This window comes from Acinetobacter sp. NIPH 1852 (assembly GCF_022549455.1).
Lineage (GTDB): Bacteria > Pseudomonadota > Gammaproteobacteria > Pseudomonadales > Moraxellaceae > Acinetobacter.
Map to the genome: position 1 here is coordinate 17393 of NZ_JAKZGG010000010.1, position 17352 is coordinate 34744.

General features: G+C 40.5%; 13 protein-coding genes. 4 read left to right on the forward strand and 9 right to left on the reverse strand.

Annotation, left to right across the window (positions count from 1 at the left end; all coding sequences use genetic code 11):
• Positions 1–2: 2 nt before the first annotated feature.
• The 4 genes from MMO38_RS09580 to efp all read right to left on the reverse strand — a co-directional run bounded on the left by MMO38_RS09580 (position 3) and on the right by efp (position 4207).
• Positions 3–962, reverse strand: coding sequence for an AAA family ATPase (locus MMO38_RS09580; protein ID WP_241323377.1), 960 nt, complete (start codon positions 960–962; stop codon positions 3–5).
• Between the two features lie 86 nt (positions 963–1048).
• A complete protein-coding gene (locus tag MMO38_RS09585) occupies positions 1049–1354 on the reverse strand; it encodes a CstA-like transporter-associated (seleno)protein (RefSeq protein WP_171063447.1) in 306 nt (101 codons plus the stop codon).
• A complete protein-coding gene (locus MMO38_RS09590) occupies positions 1354–3456 on the reverse strand; it encodes a carbon starvation CstA family protein (RefSeq protein WP_004671875.1) in 2103 nt (700 codons plus the stop codon). The genes MMO38_RS09585 and MMO38_RS09590 overlap by 1 nt, the downstream gene beginning before the upstream one ends.
• 181 nt (positions 3457–3637) lie before the next feature.
• Positions 3638–4207, reverse strand: coding sequence for an elongation factor P (gene efp, locus MMO38_RS09595; protein ID WP_005196243.1), 570 nt, complete (start codon positions 4205–4207; stop codon positions 3638–3640).
• A gap of 89 nt (positions 4208–4296) precedes the next feature.
• Here efp and epmB point away from each other — a divergent pair, with 89 nt between their 5' ends.
• The 3 genes from epmB to MMO38_RS09610 are packed head-to-tail and all read left to right on the forward strand — an operon-like array spanning position 4297 to position 9156.
• Positions 4297–5313, forward strand: coding sequence for an EF-P beta-lysylation protein EpmB (gene epmB, locus MMO38_RS09600; protein WP_241323378.1), 1017 nt, complete (start codon positions 4297–4299; stop codon positions 5311–5313).
• A gap of 13 nt (positions 5314–5326) precedes the next feature.
• Positions 5327–7081, forward strand: coding sequence for a hypothetical protein (locus MMO38_RS09605; protein WP_005196240.1), 1755 nt, complete (start codon positions 5327–5329; stop codon positions 7079–7081).
• Positions 7063–9156: an EAL domain-containing protein gene (locus MMO38_RS09610; RefSeq protein ID WP_241323379.1), complete on the forward strand. Its 2094-nt coding sequence runs from the start codon at positions 7063–7065 to the stop codon at positions 9154–9156. The genes MMO38_RS09605 and MMO38_RS09610 overlap by 19 nt, the downstream gene beginning before the upstream one ends.
• A 163-nt stretch (positions 9157–9319) precedes the next feature.
• Here MMO38_RS09610 and rpmE read toward each other — a convergent pair whose 3' ends face one another.
• The 4 genes from rpmE to MMO38_RS09630 all read right to left on the reverse strand — a co-directional run bounded on the left by rpmE (position 9320) and on the right by MMO38_RS09630 (position 13420).
• On the reverse strand, positions 9320–9544 hold the full coding sequence (rpmE, locus tag MMO38_RS09615; protein WP_004671881.1) for a 50S ribosomal protein L31: 225 nt from the start codon (positions 9542–9544) through the stop codon (positions 9320–9322).
• Between the two features lie 198 nt (positions 9545–9742).
• Entirely contained in the window at positions 9743–10711 is a 969-nt protein-coding gene (locus MMO38_RS09620; RefSeq protein WP_005196235.1) for a bile acid:sodium symporter family protein, read from the reverse strand.
• A gap of 139 nt (positions 10712–10850) precedes the next feature.
• Positions 10851–11252, reverse strand: a complete 402-nt coding sequence (gene gloA, locus MMO38_RS09625; protein WP_241323380.1) for a lactoylglutathione lyase — start codon at positions 11250–11252, stop codon at positions 10851–10853.
• 2 nt (positions 11253–11254) lie between these two features.
• Positions 11255–13420: an MFS transporter gene (locus MMO38_RS09630; protein ID WP_241323381.1), complete on the reverse strand. Its 2166-nt coding sequence runs from the start codon at positions 13418–13420 to the stop codon at positions 11255–11257.
• Between the two features lie 183 nt (positions 13421–13603).
• Here MMO38_RS09630 and MMO38_RS09635 point away from each other — a divergent pair, with 183 nt between their 5' ends.
• Positions 13604–16234, forward strand: coding sequence for an AAA family ATPase (locus MMO38_RS09635; RefSeq protein ID WP_241323382.1), 2631 nt, complete (start codon positions 13604–13606; stop codon positions 16232–16234).
• 67 nt (positions 16235–16301) lie between these two features.
• On the opposite strand, the gene MMO38_RS09640 is transcribed toward MMO38_RS09635, so the two are convergent.
• Positions 16302–17231 (reverse strand): LysR family transcriptional regulator, encoded by a 930-nt coding sequence (locus MMO38_RS09640; RefSeq protein ID WP_241323383.1) that lies wholly within the window; start codon positions 17229–17231, stop codon positions 16302–16304.
• Positions 17232–17352: the final 121 nt, after the last annotated feature.

The window sequence follows — 17352 nt, forward strand, 5'->3', positions numbered from 1 at the left end:
AATTACAACACATCAACCAATGGCAAAATTTGTTTTGCCTCCACTTCGGTCAAGCTTAGGCGATGAGCTACTACAGCCACAAAAACAGCTTGTACATCGTCTGTGGTCACAAAACTACGACCTTCAACCAATGCATGTGCTTGTGAAGCCGCTTTGAGCGCCAATACACCGCGCGTTGACAGACCATGACGTTGTTTACGTGTTTCAGCAGCCAAATCTAAAATATAATTTAAGACGGCATTACTTAAAAATACCTGCTGAGCCAATGAACGCAAATGCAATATATCGGCTTGGTCAAATACCGCGACTAGCTGATGAATCAACACATGACGAGAACTTTGCTGTAAGAGTAATTTCTCAGCTTGGCGTGATGGATAACCGAGCGATAAACGCATTAAAAAGCGATCCAATTGTGACTCTGGTAATGCGTATGTCCCACTTTGAAATAGTGGGTTTTGTGTCGCCAACACCCAGAAAGGCTGCGGCAATTCATAATGCACCCCATCAACGGTGACCGCACCTTCTTCCATTGCTTCCAATAAGGCACTTTGGGTTTTTGGACTACAACGATTGATTTCATCGGCCAGCAAAATTTGAGTGAAAATAGGCCCTTTTTTAAACTCAAATAAATGTTCTTTTTGATTAAACATGTTAATCCCAATCACATCACTTGCGAGCATGTCATTGGTAAATTGAATCCGTTGAAACTGCAAACCTGTTAAGCGTGCCAATGCACTGGCTAATGTTGTTTTTCCAAGTCCGGGTAAATCCTCAAACAGCACATGACCACCTGCCAATAAACAGGTCAGCGCCAATTTAGTTTGTTGTGGTTTATCCAGAATAAGCTGATTCACTTCGAGCAAAAAACTTTTGATCTTATGCCCATACTGCTGAATATCTTGTTGTATTTTTTGATTTTGCTGATTGTTTTCTTGAACTGAAACTTTTTCCAGACCCCACATTATTCTATCCCCCAAAAATAAAACAGTGTATGAATCAACATACACTGTTTTAGATTTTTTTCAAAGAAATCAAATAATTTCTATTTCTAACAAGGGCATTTCTTCATCCCACCGCCCGCACTTGGATAGCGCGAATCAACACAATGCCGATAAAAAGTTTTAGCATCCATTGGGGTTAAATCAGGATGGTGTGTTTTCATATGCTGCACATAATTTTCATAGTCAGGGACACCGACCATTAAACGAAAACTCTGTTGCAAATGCTGCCATAAAACCGCGATTTTCGACCAGTTTCTTGGTGACAATAACAAATGTTTTTGCGACATGATGGTGAATTTAATGATCTTCACAATCACTGCACTTCCTTTACGAGCAATTTTAAAATCCATCATCACTCTCCTTTGATACTGTTTGCAGTCATCGGCGTTTCGGTATAGACCGCAGGTGCTTCATTGGCTGTTGGTGTTGGACTTGCCAAGGCTCTCCGAATCGCGCCAATCGAGGCAATAATCATCACAATAGCAACAATCATAAAGAACGCGCACAGCCCAGCATTGATCTGATTTGACAATACAATGGTTTGCATCTCAGCCACTGATTTTGCAGGTGCAAGTACTTCACCACGTGCAATCGCATCCGAGAAACGATTGGCTTGAGCAAGGAAACCAATTTTAGGATTGTCATGGAAGATCTTTTGCCATCCAGCGGTCATTGAAGTAATGATCAAGAAAACAGTTGGTACAATCGTAACCCAAACATATTTTTCTTTTTTCATTTTAAATAGAATAACCGTACCTAAAATCAATGCCATCGATGCAAGGATCTGGTTACCGATACCAAATAAAGGCCATAAAGAATTAATACCACCAAGAGGGTCAACCACACCTTGATAGACAAAGTATCCCCAACCTGCAACCGCAACAAATGTTCCGATTAAATTCCCAACGAATGAACTTGAGTTTTTCACTGCTGGAACAACGATACCCACCGTATCTTGCACCATGAAACGACATGCACGTGTACCGGCATCTACCGCTGTTAAGATAAATAAGGCTTCAAATAAAATCGCAAAGTGATACCAAAATGCCATCATCGAACGATTATTAAAAATTTCCGAGATGATATGCGCCATACCAATTGCAAAAGTTGGTGCACCACCTGTACGCGATAAAATCGAGCTTTCCCCCACTTCATGTGCCAACACAGTCAACATTTCAGGGGTTACCACAAAACCTAAATTTCGTACCGCTTCCGCAGCAGTTTCAACACTTGTTCCCAAAACAGCTGCTGGTGCGTTAATGGCAAAATAAATACCCGGGTCTAAAACAGTGGCACAAATCATCGCCATAATACCGACGAATGATTCCATCAACATACCACCATAGCCAATCACACGAATATTGACTTCGTTATCAACCAGTTTTGGGGTTGTGCCTGACGCTACCAAGGCATGGAAACCTGAAATCGCACCACAAGCAATGGTAATAAATAAGAAAGGAAATAAACTTCCAGAAAAAACAGGACCCGTTCCATCAACAAAATGCGTCACTGCTGGCATTTTTAATTCAGGCATCGCAAATAAAATACCGACTGCAAGACCTGCGATCACACCAATTTTAAGGAATGTAGAGAGATAATCACGCGGTGCCAGTAACAACCAAACAGGTAACACTGAGGCAATAAAGCCATAGATAATCAGCCCCCACGTTAGCTGTGTTCCAGTTAAGGTAAAAAACTCACCCCAATAAGGATGTTTTGCAACATCGCCACCAAATACAATTGCCGCCATCATCAGAACAAAGCCGATGATCGAAACCTCTGCAATTTTCCCGGGGCGCAGATAGCGCATGTATATACCCATGAAGAGAGCGATTGGAATGGTTGCCGCAATACTAAATACCCCCCATGGACTTTCGGCCAGTGCTTTGACCACGACTAAGGCCAATACGGCAAGGATAATCACCATCACGCCTAAGGTACCCAGCATGACGATCACACCAGCAAAGGTGCCCAACTCCTGTTTTGCCATTTCACCCAATGAACGACCGTCGCGTCTGGTAGAGATGAATAACACCAAGAAATCTTGTACTGCACCTGCGATGACCACACCCACTAACAGCCAAATTGTTCCGGGTAAATATCCCATTTGTGCAGCTAGAATAGGTCCAACTAACGGTCCTGCACCTGCAATTGCGGCAAAGTGATGACCAAATAAAACGTATTTATTGGTTGGCACATAGTCCAGACCATCATTCAAGCGATGCGCTGGGGTCAACCGTTTAGGGTTTAACTCAAAAACTTTAGTCGCGATAAATAAACTATAGAACCGATAAGCAATGCTATACACACAGACCGCAGCAAGGACCAGCCAAACTGCATTGACATGTTCACCTCGACTCACTGCGAGTATCCCAAATGAGATAGCGCCTACAATGGCAACCAAACTCCATAAAAGTTTGGAGGGAAGCGATGATTTTGTTTGTGTTGTTTCCATTCAGAACCTCTCAAATACATAACTTTTCGTTAGTTGTTACATGGCTTTCCATACCTATATTTTCTCTTCGGAAATATCTTCGTAAGTTTATCGTTTTTAAAAGTTGACTTATCTAATACTTTGGCATTAAAAAAGGGGATGATTTTCATCATCCCCTCGATAATCTTATCGTTAGATTCGATTATGCACGTTCTAAATAATCACCAGTACGGGTGTCTACACGAACGCTTTCTTCTTGCTGTACGAATAATGGAACACGTACTACCGCACCTGTTTCTAATTTGGCAGGTTTACCACCACCACCAGAGGTATCACCACGTACACCTGGATCAGTTTCAATGATCTTAAGAACCACGAAGTTAGGTGGGTTAACGGTCAAAGGTACGCCATTAAATAACATGATGGTACATTTTTCATTTGAGTCGTCTTTTAACCATTTCGCAGCATCACCCATTGCAGTTTTATCTGCAGCGATTTGCTCGAAAGAGACAGGATCCATGAAATTCCAAAGTTCGCCATCGTTGTAGAGGTAATCCATTTCAACTTCTACAATATCAGCCGCTTCTAAAGAGTCACCTGATTTAAACGTTTTTTCTAATACTTTACCAGAACGTAAATTACGCAATTTTACGCGGTTAAATGCTTGACCTTTACCTGGTTTTACATATTCATTTTCCATGATTGAACATGGGTTACCATCAAGCATAACCTTAAGGCCTGCTTTAAAATCATTTGTAGAATAATAGGCCATGAAAGGCGCACTCCAAACTTAAAACTCAACTTTATTAATGCTAGACTACAACACACAGGCGTAGTCCTCACACTATTTTTACGTATGGCATGATAAACTATTTACATCAAGAGAAAAACTGGCAATCACAACTCAGTGATCTAATTACCGATCCTTTAGAGCTGTTAAATCTGCTTGAGCTATCTACCGAACAGTTATTATCTGGGGCAATCCTCGCCTCTGAGCAGTTCAAATTACGTGTTCCTCGTGCATTCGTCGGGAAAATGAACATAGGCGATCCTTTAGACCCGCTCCTACTACAAGTCTTACCGCATCATTTAGAACTAGAAGAACATCCTGCATTCGTTACAGATCCATTAGGTGAAGAAGCGGCTAACCAAATGGCCGGCGTTTTACACAAATACCAATCACGGTTTTTACTTACCCTCACTGGCGCATGTGCGATTCACTGTCGCTATTGTTTTCGCCGTCATTTTCCATATCAAGAAAATCTGCCTAAGAATGATGATTGGATCAAGATCAAGCAGTACATTGAGCAAAATCCGAAGATCAATGAAGTCATTTTAAGTGGCGGTGATCCACTCACACTTAGTAACCGAAAACTCGCTTTATGGCTAGAACGAGTCGCATCTCTCCCTCAAATTAAAATACTGAGAATTCACTCACGCGTTCCGATTGTTATCCCCAACCGCATCGATAAAGAGCTGATTTCTATTTTAAAAAACAGTAGGCTACGCATAATAGTAGTGGTACACTCAAACCACGCAGCTGAGCTTGATGATTTCACTTGCTCAAAGTTATTACAGTTATCATTACATCATATTACCGTGTTAAATCAGGCGGTTTTACTCAAAGGTGTGAATGATTCTGCAAAAACGTTGACTGAGTTGAGTAGCCGTTTATTTGAAGCAAGAGTGATGCCTTATTACCTGCATGTTTTAGATAAAGTCAAAGGTGCTCAACATTTTGATTTAAGGTCTTCAGAGATAGACCATATATACAGTGATGTATTAGCAAGTTTACCGGGATATTTAGTTCCAAAACTTGTGAGGGAAATTGCGGGCGAAAAAAATAAAACACCGCTTTTTGGGGCTCAAACATTCTGAGATTGATAACACAATGATGAACACAGCTTTTTCGGATATTTTTCAAATTCCAACTGTACTAAGACGGGACAAACTGAGTTTTTGTGACACAAACACCAAAAGTTTGAATGAATGGATTTCCAATCTATCCATCATGCAATTGGGTGATACATCCAAAGCACTCTTTGCCGCATTATTAGAACTGAGCGAGTTAGAATGTTCTGAAACTTTGCGTTTTGATTTAGTCCAAGTGCTACACCCGACCATTGAAAATGTTTTAGGCAGTTTAGAAAAGAATTTTTTCAATCAAGGTGTGATTAGCTCTGACCGCAATGAACATATCATTGAACTTGCGATGTTATTGCGCTGCTACTTTGCAGCGGTTTATATCAATATTGTAAGACGTAGCAATGAACAGTTAGACCAGCAAAAGTTCTCTATATTTGCACTCAATCAAAAGAAGAACTTGCAAACAGCAAGAACACTGGCAACGTTTCAATCTTTACAACAACTAACCCAACTCTTATACCAACAACATATGTTGTATAGTGAACCCGTTGCAGGACAATGGCTCATCGCACATCAACTCTATGATGCCGCTGTTACACATAGATATCACCATACCAACTTAGATCAAGTTCACGGGACATCGAGTTCATTAGGCAATATTTCTCAAGCCTACGCCCAACTCATTTTGATGGATATTTTTAATACCAATCAAATTCGCCAATCTGAAATACAAGCGCTGTTCCAGTGTAGTTTTGACTGGGCGAAGATGGTTCAAATTCTACCCAAAGAAACAGACTTAACCAAATATGTGGTCGATACAAGCAAAGATCACCCACCGATTTATAATAAAAAGCAAAGTTCTGGTTTCCTACCAAATATTTTTATTAGTACGCATAGCCTATTGGATCATGTCACAGCCACCCTACATAAAAATGCAGAATACGTGTCCAAAAATGAAAAGGTCTATCTCACCCCTGCTTTAAAATTTCATGTGCAGACGATTTTAGGAACCATCGCAGAGCGTCGCCATGAACGTTATGAATACAACGCTCAACTGCATATTTGTTTCGGTCTATTGACCGCACATTTTTACCTGTCCAAAGCAAAGAATTTTTCAGAAACATTGTTTTTAGATCATAGTTATGGACTACAAAATGAATCAAGGTTCATGTCGGCTTGGGACAAAAAGAATACAACAGAAAACCAAGAATCTGCGATTCAGCGCTTAAACCGTGAGAGCAAAACGGTCTATCAGGCAGATATATTGGATATTAGTGTCAATGGTTATCGTATTAAGTGGTCTGGAGATGCACCCAAGAACTTAAGAACAGGTGAATATATTCTCGTCAAAGAAACCTCACATGGACATTGGCGTGGTGGTGTGATTCGCTGGCTCAAACAGTCCTCGGAGAAAAGCTTAGAACTGGGTTTGGAAGTACTAGCGCAAGAAATTTTCCCTTGTGCTGCACGCATCCAAGCCGATCTGCATATCAGTAATTACCATCCAGCACTTTTATTAAAAAACCAAAATTTGGATGAAACCAAAACAACTTTAATATTACCAGGTTCGCAAATTTTTCGGGAACACCAAGCTGTTCATTTAAGATTGGGGAAAGAGGAAGTCAAAGTGTATTTATTAAACGCGCAACTCATTACCCAAAGTTTTGTTCAGTTCGAATTTGAACTACTAAATGATGAAGAACAACCTGTTCTTCGTCGATTTATGGCACAAAAAAATATGGATAAAATTGATCAAGACTTATGGGAAGCATTGAAGTGAGAAATTCTTTACTCTCTAAAAAACTAAAACGGACTGAAACTCGTTTACTCATCATTGATGACAATCAATTACGGTATAATCAAATTTCGGCATTATTTGCGGCTCAAGATCATCAAATTCAAGCAACCCTACTTGATGACCTTAAAGCATTTGAAAAGCAACTAAACTTAGCTTGGGATATTGTAATTTTTGGTCGTGCATACGATTTAAAAATTGAACAAACCCTATCGCTCATTCAAGCCTCAGCACAGCCTAGCTTACCGGTTTTATTACTTGAGCCGGATGATTATCAGGCTGAACAATATCAGACCTATATTCATAAAGGTATTTATGATGTCTTGAATCTCGAATCGCCAGAAAAGTTTTACATCAACATCGTTCGCACACTTTCCTACAGTCGTTTGGTTCAAGCTGAGCATCGTTTATTAAGTGAATTAGAAGCAGCTCAAACCCAAGCCCAATCTCTAGTTGCAGAAAGCCACAAAGCCGTTGCGATCTTACAAGAAGGCATTCATATCGAAGTAAATGCCGAATACGCAACGCTATTTGGTTTTGACAGTGCCGACGATCTAGTTGGTTTACCGATTCTCGATGTTTTACAACCTGAAGATTTGAGTCAGTTTAAGTTACGTTTCAAGAAAATTTCACAGGGTCAGTTTGAACAAGCACGCTTTGAACTACGTACTCAGAATCCAGTCATAAAAAATAATCCGCTACACGTTGAGTTCCTCCCTTCTGGCAATGAAGATGAAATCCAACTCAATATTGAATGTGAGACAACACAACAATCTGTAGCTGCTGCGGTTCCAAATACCACAGCAACTGAAAAGAGTTCGAGTTTGTTTAATGCGTTACAACAAATTAACCGCCAACTCACAAACCACCCAGCCAATTCAAATGCACTGGTACTCTTTAGTCTAAATAACTGTCCAAATGAAGTTTTTCAAAAGGATTGGCACGCGACAAAAGCCTATTTCTCCAATATTCCAAACTTCATTAAAGAACAAGTGAGCGTTCCTGTATATCAAGTCGATACTGCGCTTTATGTGGCTTTATTCCAAGCAGAATCTAAAGTGGTATTGAACTCGTTATTGATTAGTTTGAACGGTCTGCAAAAGCCACAACTACTGATCACTGAACAATACAACTTCCCATTACATTTAAAACTGGGCTATTGTGAACTAACCAAACAGATTCCTGACGAAGCTCATTTTGAACGCATACTTTCTAAAGCATTCTTACTGGCGCTACCTGTCTTTAACACGCCGAAGATTGATACCAATATCGGTTTAACCACTGAACATATCCCTAAAACAGTTCAAATCAGCCTATTACAAGAGCTGAAACAGAAGTTAGATACAGGTGATATTCATCTAAAATATCAGCAAACTTATGACAAACAAGATCAATACACCCATACCTACGAAGTTTCCAGTGGGTTTATACATAACAACCAATGGCAGGATTTAAGCGATCTTGCTGATTTAAAAGATGATCCTGAGCTGTCCGTTCAATTAGACCGCTGGATATTGGTAGAAGCATGTAAACAATTACATAATTTCATTACCCAATATCCAAAAGCAAAACTGATTATCAACCTGAACCATCACATCCTATTAAGTGATAAAAAGCTTCCTGAATTAGTTGCAAAATTATTGACCATTATTGGAAGCAAACAAGCCCATCCAATTATTTTGCAGTTCTCCGAGCAAGCTCTGCAACAGAACCTAACACAGGCACAGCCGCAAATCGCTTTACTTCGCCAATATGGTGCTGAAGTTGCTATTCGTGGTTTTGGCAACTCTATTTATAGCGATACGATTCTTCAGCAAATTGACACCCAATACGTCAGTTTTCACCCGACATTATCAAAAATGCTCGCATCAGATAAAGAGATGGTCGCTTTACAAGAAAAAGTACTGCATTTCATTGCCCAGAAACCTGTTGAAATATTCTTAAATGAACTGAATGACATGAACTTATTTGCAAATGCATGGAATGTAGAGAGTCGTTTCTTACAAGGTAATTACTTTCAGAAGAAACTTGATCGCTTAACTGACGTACAAGATCAATAAAAGTCCTCCCTCTAGCATGCAATACTGATCTATTAAATACTTTTAGAATCCCCCTTTGATAAAGGGGGATTTCTCCTCTCTTTTTAACAGGAAGGTTGAGAGAGATTTAGAAAATACAGACACAAAAAAACGGGCATATTGCCCGTTTTTTGTTTTCTTGATATTAACGTTTGATAGAACGTGACATACCAGAAAAACGTTGTTTGAATTTGTCGATACGGCCGCCAGTATCCACATTCTTTTGTTTACCAGTATAGAATGGGTGGCAAGCTGAACATACGTCAAGATAAAGCGTTTCTTTACCTAAAGCAGATTTAGTTTCAATAACGTTACCACATGAACAAGTAGCAACTAAAGTTTGGTATTTTGGATGAATATCGGCGCGCATGCTCGATGCTCCTAATTAGTAAGAAAGGCTTAAGCTGTTATCGCAATTGATCACTCTCAAAACGAGGAAAGCAAAGTGTTTTACACTTGCAGATCAACACCACAACAGACCATTTCTTTTGACTCACCGAGACTCTAAAGGTCAGAGCAAAGCCAACAAGTGCCGAGCATTATACGCCAACAAAATAGATTTAGCGAATTATTCTTGTCTTGTTTTCGACCAATGATTGGCAATTATCCCACAAACCATCAACTGGATTTGATGAAAGATCATAATTGGCAACACAATCATACCTAGAGGTTGTCCTATAAATAAGATTTGCGCCATAGGCACCCCACTCGCCAAAGTCTTCTTTGAACTACAGAAAAAAATTGTCGCTTGATCCGCTTGATTGAATCCTAGCCATTTCGGTACATACAAGGCCAACAACATCACAATGGTGAGCAAAACTGAGCATGCAAGGATCAAATACAATAGTGTTAACCCACTCACTTGCTGCCACAACCCAGCAACTACGGCACTGCTGAACGCCCCATAAACCACCATTAGAATAGAGCCTTGATCAAATACCTTGACTAAACTTGGTCGTTTGAGCATTGCAGGAAAAATATAAGGGCGTAATATTTGACCTAATATAAATGGGACTAATAATAATAGTGTGATTTGAATAATTGACTGAGTTGGATCAAAACCATGTTGGCTTTGTCCAAGAATAAAATAGCTGACCAAAATAGGCGTAATAATCATACCAATGATATTGGAGAATGACGCACTACATACAGCACCTGCGACATTACCTTTGGCCATCGAGGTAAACGCAATCGAAGACTGTACTGTTGATGGCAGAAAACACATAAACAGAAAACCCCAATACAACTGCTGTCCCAAAAGCGGCTCTAAGATCGGTCGGGCCATGAGGCCAATTGCAGGGAAAAGTAGAAAGGTAAACGCAAAGACGAGAGCATGCATCTTCCAATGCAGCATGCCTTCAACCACAGCTTCACGCGACAACTTTGCACCGTGTAAGAAGAAAAGTATCGCGATAGCAACGGTTGTGAGAATATTAAAATAAGATGCGATCTGGCCTGAAACTGGTAAAAATGTTGCTAGTACAACCATCGCAACCAAGAGTAATGTAAAACGATCCAGTGCCAAAATTTTGAACATATCTTATTCCTACTCACCCACTAAGTACAATAAAGCCCAATACAATATTGTTGACCATTTGATCGACATATCATACTGGGCTATATAAATAATGCTAGCGCTTTTAAATGAGAAATCTTCAGCTTAAGATGAATTCAAATTAGTTATTACGTGCATTTTGATCCTGTTGAATTAACTCAATCTTATAACCATCTGGGTCTTCAACAAAAGCGATAACCGTTACACCGCCCTTCATAGGACCTGCTTCACGCACCACTTTCCCGCCACGCGCTTTGATGTCTTCACATGCCTTATAAGCATCTTCCACACCAATCGCGATGTGTCCATAAGCATTACCAAGCTCATAGCTCGAAGTATCCCAATTGTGAGTTAACTCAAGTACGGTATTGTTTTCTTCATCGCCATAGCCAACAAAAGCAAGGGTAAAACGCCCTTCTTCATAGTCGCGTTGGCGTAGCAATTTCATACCAAGTACCTCAGTGTAGAACTTTAAAGATTGTTCTAAATTACCTACACGTAGCATCGTATGTAACATGCGCATCGTTATTCACCTGTCTGTTGTGTTGATGGTTTTTCATGCTCGCGTAACAGCTTTGCAACCCAAACCACGAGGATTAAAATTGGTACCCCAATCAAAGTCGTCATTAAAAAGAAATTCGGGTAGCCCATATTGCTGACCATCGTGCCCGAATAGCCACCCAATAATTTCGGTGTTAATGTCATTAATGAACTAAAAATAGCATATTGAACCGCTGTAAAAGAAACACTGGTTAGGCTCGATAAGAACGCAATAAATGCTGCGCCAGCCAAACCAGCAGCAAGATTATCCACCACAATCGCAAAATACAACCATAAAGAACTATACTGTTTGATGACTTTACCCTTGATTTCGACATCTTGAGTAGACTGAGGATTAATCAGTGGTAAAGGATCAATATTCACATCCAGTTCATTTCCGACGCTGTGGTTAGTATTCGACTGATAACCATGCGATATAGATAATATCGACTGATCGCCATCCAACACCGCAACATCAAGTTGCTTAGATGGTGAAGAAAGCAATTGTTTCGCTTCAATCACAGTGCTAAAAACACCATTTCGATCTAGTTTTGCATCAAAATTTTGACCATCCAAATCAACCACAATTTTTTGTGTCGCGGTTAATGGCTCACCAAAATACTGTCCTCTCACCACGATACTACCCGATTGCTCATGTAGAGTGATTTCATTATTACTAGTGATGGGCAACATCTGAATTTGTGGTTTTTGTGCATCTCCAACCAAATAAGGTTGTGAAATCGAGATCGGTTTTTCATGCACTTTATCGAGATAAGATGCAGTGACTTCAACTTTGTTCGCTTCACTCAAAACAGCGGGTGGCACTTGTAACTTCCAGAAACCCACTTCATCCGTTGGTACTTGATAAGACTGACTGCCGACTTGGACATGAACCTGATCTAATGGTTTTCCAGATTTTACTAAGCCAATAAAAATCAAATTGGTTGAACTTGCAAGCACTGCACCGATAAACATCAACTTCATGATATTCATTCGTTGTGCCAGCAAACCACCTAAGAAACCACCAACTAAGCTAAACAAGACACCATAAACTTTAACTGCTTCAGCAATCTGCTCTTTACTAAAGTTCAAGTCTTGATAGAACACATTGGAAATCACCCCTGCGATAATATCAGAGATTCGGAAAAAGCCGATGAGCAATAACAACACCAACGCGAGTTTCACGCCATAACGTTTAAAGAAATCTAGAATCGGCGCGACCCATGTTTCTTTCGCCATCTGTTGGTTTACAACACCCATTTTGACCAGTCCAAAACCGATCAATAAAGCACAGGCTGTCGCTGTTAAAAACCTCAACGCTTCTAAGCCAAATAATGCTGCTGTGTCTTTAATCGCTGTTGCTTGAATCAACGCCTGTGTAAGTTGACCAGAATAGATATAAGTCATCACAAATGTGGCGACTGCGATAAAAAAGACAAACACCAAACGGTAATAATCTGTTTTCTTATAGTTTTTATAAATACGATTGACTAGTGGCTCACGTACGACCAGTGTGGTTACAATCCCGATCACCATGACAGCAGCCATGGTCAAATAGGTATATTTCCAAGCTTCGTAGATATAGTTGCCTTTAGCTGTACCCAAATAAGCAGCCAAGAATAAAGCACCTGCACCTGCAACGATCATCCCAATACGATAGCCTGCATTATAAGTCGATGCCAATACTGTTTGCATTTCTGTTTCAGCCAACTCAATACGATATGCATCAATCACAATATCTTGAGTTGCCGCAGAGAAGCCCAACAGTACCGCACCTGCTGCCATTTGAATTAAATAGCTTTGCCCCAGTGCAGGGTCAGAAAAAGCCATAATACAAATCGCACAGATAATCAGGCATTGTGCGATCAACAGCCAAGCACGGCGACGGCCTAATGTTTTGGTCAAAAATGGAACTGGCAACTCATCAATCAATGGCGCCCAAACAAATTTAAATGAGTAGCCCAATGCCGCCCAACTAAAAAACGTCACCGCAGTTTTATCAATACCAGCCTCTCCTAACCATAAAGATAAGCTAGAAAAAATTAAAAGGATCGGTATACCTGCTGAAAAACCAAGAAAAAACATAATCAGCGCACGGCGATCTAAAAATGCTTTAAATGCAGCCGCCCAACCAGAGGCTTGAGTCGTCATTGCTTATTATTTTCCAAAATGTTCAAATGTGCCTATTCAATCGTTTCTTGCCTCAGCTTGCAAGTTGCTTTATGCAATCATTGTTTTGTTTTGTCGATAAAAAACACAAGTTCGCTTGATCTTTAGACCCAAAACTGTATACCTTTAATTACTTAACTTTCGTTTCTTTGTTGGATAGCAATAGTGACCCAAAAACTCGACCAAATGACTGCAACAACTTTATCTCTAACACCAACAAACACGATTAAAGCAAATACCAATATTTTTCCAAATGCTTTTGAACAACCCGATATACAACCAACACTGACAAATACAGCTTTGCGCGCTGACCAACTAACGCATATTCCAGATTTAGCCAAAATCCCAAGCTCGACTAAACGCATAAAACCGCTGAATAACTTTTTAGGTCAAGATCGCGCGCGTGCTTCAGTTGAGGCTGGGATTTCACTCCCCTATTCGGGTTATAACATTTTTGCAGTGGGAACAGCAGGACTGGGTAAACGTACCATGATTAAACGTTTACTACAGCAACACGCCAAAACCATGCCGACTCCTGATGATTGGGTCTATGTTAATAATTTCAAAAACCCAAGACAGCCACTTGCTTTGCGTTTTCCTGCGGGTCAAGGTACAAAGTTCCAAAATGCACTACAACAAGCATGGCAAATCAGCTTAAAGCAATTGGAACGTCGCTTTAGCGCAGAGAGTTATCACAATCGTATTGAGCGCATTCGCCAAGACACAGGCGAAGTACAACAACAGGCATTGGTTGAACTCACCAAAGAAGGTGAAGAACTTGATCTAAAGCTCATTTCTCGAAATGACAAACATGTCTTTATTCCGATGTTACTCAAGAATGATGAATATCACGAGTTAACACAAGATGACCTAAATACGCTCACCAGCCAAGAACGAGCGGATATCAAATCAAATCTCCGCTATATGGAGAAAAAATTAGACCGTTTAGGTCTACATTTAGGTGATTTAGAAGATGATGCGCGAGATCAAGTTTCGACTTTAAATCGTGATATTGCAACACAAGTGGTGATGCCACGGATCAACCAGATTCTAAGCCGACATAAAGAGGTCGAACATCTCGAACAATATTTAAAACAATATGCTGATGACATTATTAATAATGTTGAGCTTATTTTAGAACAAGAGGAAGATGATTTTACCCCTGCTTTATTCAATCGCGTGCCAGCGCGCTATCAAGCAAATGTAATTACATCAAACAAGCCAAACAGTGGTGCGCCTGTCATTTTTGAAGACTTCCCAACCCATTACAATTTATTGGGTCATGTCGAACAGTTAACCCATAATGGCACCATTACCACAGATTTCACTTTGATCCGTCCTGGTTCATTGCATCGCGCCAATGGTGGTTTTCTATTACTCGAAGCTGAGCATTTACTTGAACAACCTTATGCATGGCAAGGTTTAAAACGTGCCTTAAAATCAGGAAAACTCAAGCTTTCGTCTTTGGAACACATGCTAACTTTAACGGGTAGCATTTCGATTGAACCCGCGGCAGTTCCTTTAGATATTAAAGTAGTTTTACTGGCAGAACCTGAAATTTATTATGAAATTTTAGAAATAGAGCCTGAGCTTGGTAGTGTTTTTAAGATTCGTGCTGACTTCACCGATACATTACAACGTAATGACAGTAACGAACAGGCTTACATGCAATTGATCGCCGACTATGTTCAAGCAGATAAGCTATTGCCCTTTGATCGTTCTGCGTTGGCCGCATTGTTGACGGACTCTAGTCGCCAAGCTGAAGATCAAAGCTCCTTGTCATTACACGCTTCGACACTTGGTGATCTCATTCGAGAAGCCCATCACCATGCCTTTAAAGCGGATGACAAGCTAGTTACCAATCATCACGTCAATCAAGCCCTGCATCATCGCCAATATCGCTTGGGCTATCTCCGTGAGCTGTACTGGCAAGATTTATCGCGTGGAACGCAATTGATCGAAACCTCAGGACATCGTCTAGGTCAAATCAATGCCCTCTCCGTAATTCACTACGCTGATGTTGAATTTGGCTTGCCTTCTCGCCTCACTGCTTCAGTTTACCAAGGTGGCGGCGATATTCTGGATATTGAACGTAGCGTAGAGTTAGGTGGCTCACTTCATGCCAAAGGTGTGTTACTGATGTCTAGTTTCCTCAAAGCGCATTTTGGGCGTGAGCAAATTCTACATTTCTCTGCCGCACTCGCTTTTGAACAAAGCTATGGACAAGTCGATGGTGACAGTGCCACCGTTGCGGAATTGTCAGCTTTAATCTCGGCGATCTGTCAGATCCCAATTGATCAATCTTGGGCAATTACAGGATCGATGAACCAACTGGGTCAAGTTCAACCCATTGGTGGTGTCAATGCCAAAATTGAAGGTTTCTATGATGCATGTAAGTTGCAAGGTCTAACTGGCAAACAAGGGGTGATTATTCCACGCCAAAACATGCAACATCTGATGCTACGTCAAGACGTAAGTGAGGCTGTTCAAGCGGGGCAATTCCATGTACATGCGATTGATACCATTGATCAAGCCTTAGAAATCTTAATGGCGCGCCCAGTGGGGACATTAGACAAGAAAGGAAGATATAGTAAAAACTCCATCTATGCTGCCGTAATGGAACAACTGGAATATTGGCAAGCGATCGAAGATGGTGATGCCGTTGAGGATGAAACGCCAAAGAAAAAGAAAAAGCGGAAAAAAAGTAAGAAAGACAGCAGTGCAAGCAAAGCATCTGAAGAGGTTTTAGCCGAGACTAAAACCCTTAAATCCTTCGCTAAAAAGCGACGTAAATAAAGAAAAAGCCATGTTCCCTTGAGGAGCATGGCTTTTTAAATCTCGAAGCTATGAAATTTCAATCGCCTTAAGCAACACCCTGTAAGGAACGTCCACCTGGCAATTGGGCAAAATATTGTTTAAGTGCATCAATACAACGATGTACTTTTACTGGATATTGTTCCCGCTTGGATGTGAGTGCTTGTAAGGTATAAACAGGTAGTTGCCAATCTGGTAGGACTTCAACCAATGAACCGCTGATCAGTTCTTTTTGAACATCCATATATAAAATACGCGCGATCCCAAGCCCCTGTTGACACAGTGATTTCGCGACAAAAACATTATTTGTACCTAAACGTGTTTTCATATCAACATTCACGACATCGCCACTTAAACCATGACGAAATGAAAAGTGCTGAACGTTTTGCATCAAAGTGATGGGCAATAATTCATGATGACATAAATCTTGCGGATGAGTAATTGAGGGTGCTTGGTTCAAATAACTAGGTGATGCAACTAAAACCTGATCGACACGCGCTAAAGGAACAATCGTTAGTTGAGGATCATCGACTTTTAAACTCATACGTATCGCAATATCAATACGTTCTTCAATCAAATCAATATAGCGATGGTCTGCTTCAAAATGAACAGCTAGACCCTTATGCGCTGACATCCAATGAGAAAGTGCTGGAACGACATGTAATGCACCTAGCTCAGGCGTAGTTGCAATACGTAAATCGCCGACCAAATCATCGCGCAACTCATTGATTCTAATTTTGCCACGCTCAGCCGCAGCCAACATTTCTTGGCAACTAAAAAAGAATGCCTGTCCAGCCTCTGTAAGACTGAGTTTTCGTGTTGAGCGATGAAGTAATGTGACATCCATTTCTTGTTCTAATGAACGAATTTGTTGACTGACCGCACTTGTTGTTATTCCTAAATCCCGGGCGGCTCCGCTAAAAGAGCTTTTTTCTACAACGCAAGCAAAAACCCCCATTGCACGCAATTGATCTAACATAAACTTCCCTCTCAATTTATTAATATGCTTATTGTTCTAATAAAAGCAAACATAATAAGTATACAGAGAAGTCTATTGTTAGACTAGAGATTATTAACAATTTGTTGAGGGTTTGTTTACG

Coding starts and splice junctions, on each gene's coding strand:
- MMO38_RS09580 (WP_241323377.1), bottom strand. CDS start 962: ATGTGGGGTCTGGAAAAAGTTTCAGTTCAAGAAAACAATCAGCAAAAT.
- MMO38_RS09585 (WP_171063447.1), bottom strand. CDS start 1,354: ATGATGGATTTTAAAATTGCTCGTAAAGGAAGTGCAGTGATTGTGAAG.
- MMO38_RS09590 (WP_004671875.1), bottom strand. CDS start 3,456: ATGGAAACAACACAAACAAAATCATCGCTTCCCTCCAAACTTTTATGG.
- efp (WP_005196243.1), bottom strand. CDS start 4,207: ATGGCCTATTATTCTACAAATGATTTTAAAGCAGGCCTTAAGGTTATG.
- epmB (WP_241323378.1), top strand. CDS start 4,297: ATGATAAACTATTTACATCAAGAGAAAAACTGGCAATCACAACTCAGT.
- MMO38_RS09605 (WP_005196240.1), top strand. CDS start 5,327: ATGATGAACACAGCTTTTTCGGATATTTTTCAAATTCCAACTGTACTA.
- MMO38_RS09610 (WP_241323379.1), top strand. CDS start 7,063: ATGGGAAGCATTGAAGTGAGAAATTCTTTACTCTCTAAAAAACTAAAA.
- rpmE (WP_004671881.1), bottom strand. CDS start 9,544: ATGCGCGCCGATATTCATCCAAAATACCAAACTTTAGTTGCTACTTGT.
- MMO38_RS09620 (WP_005196235.1), bottom strand. CDS start 10,711: ATGTTCAAAATTTTGGCACTGGATCGTTTTACATTACTCTTGGTTGCG.
- gloA (WP_241323380.1), bottom strand. CDS start 11,252: ATGCGCATGTTACATACGATGCTACGTGTAGGTAATTTAGAACAATCT.
- MMO38_RS09630 (WP_241323381.1), bottom strand. CDS start 13,420: ATGACGACTCAAGCCTCTGGTTGGGCGGCTGCATTTAAAGCATTTTTA.
- MMO38_RS09640 (WP_241323383.1), bottom strand. CDS start 17,231: ATGTTAGATCAATTGCGTGCAATGGGGGTTTTTGCTTGCGTTGTAGAA.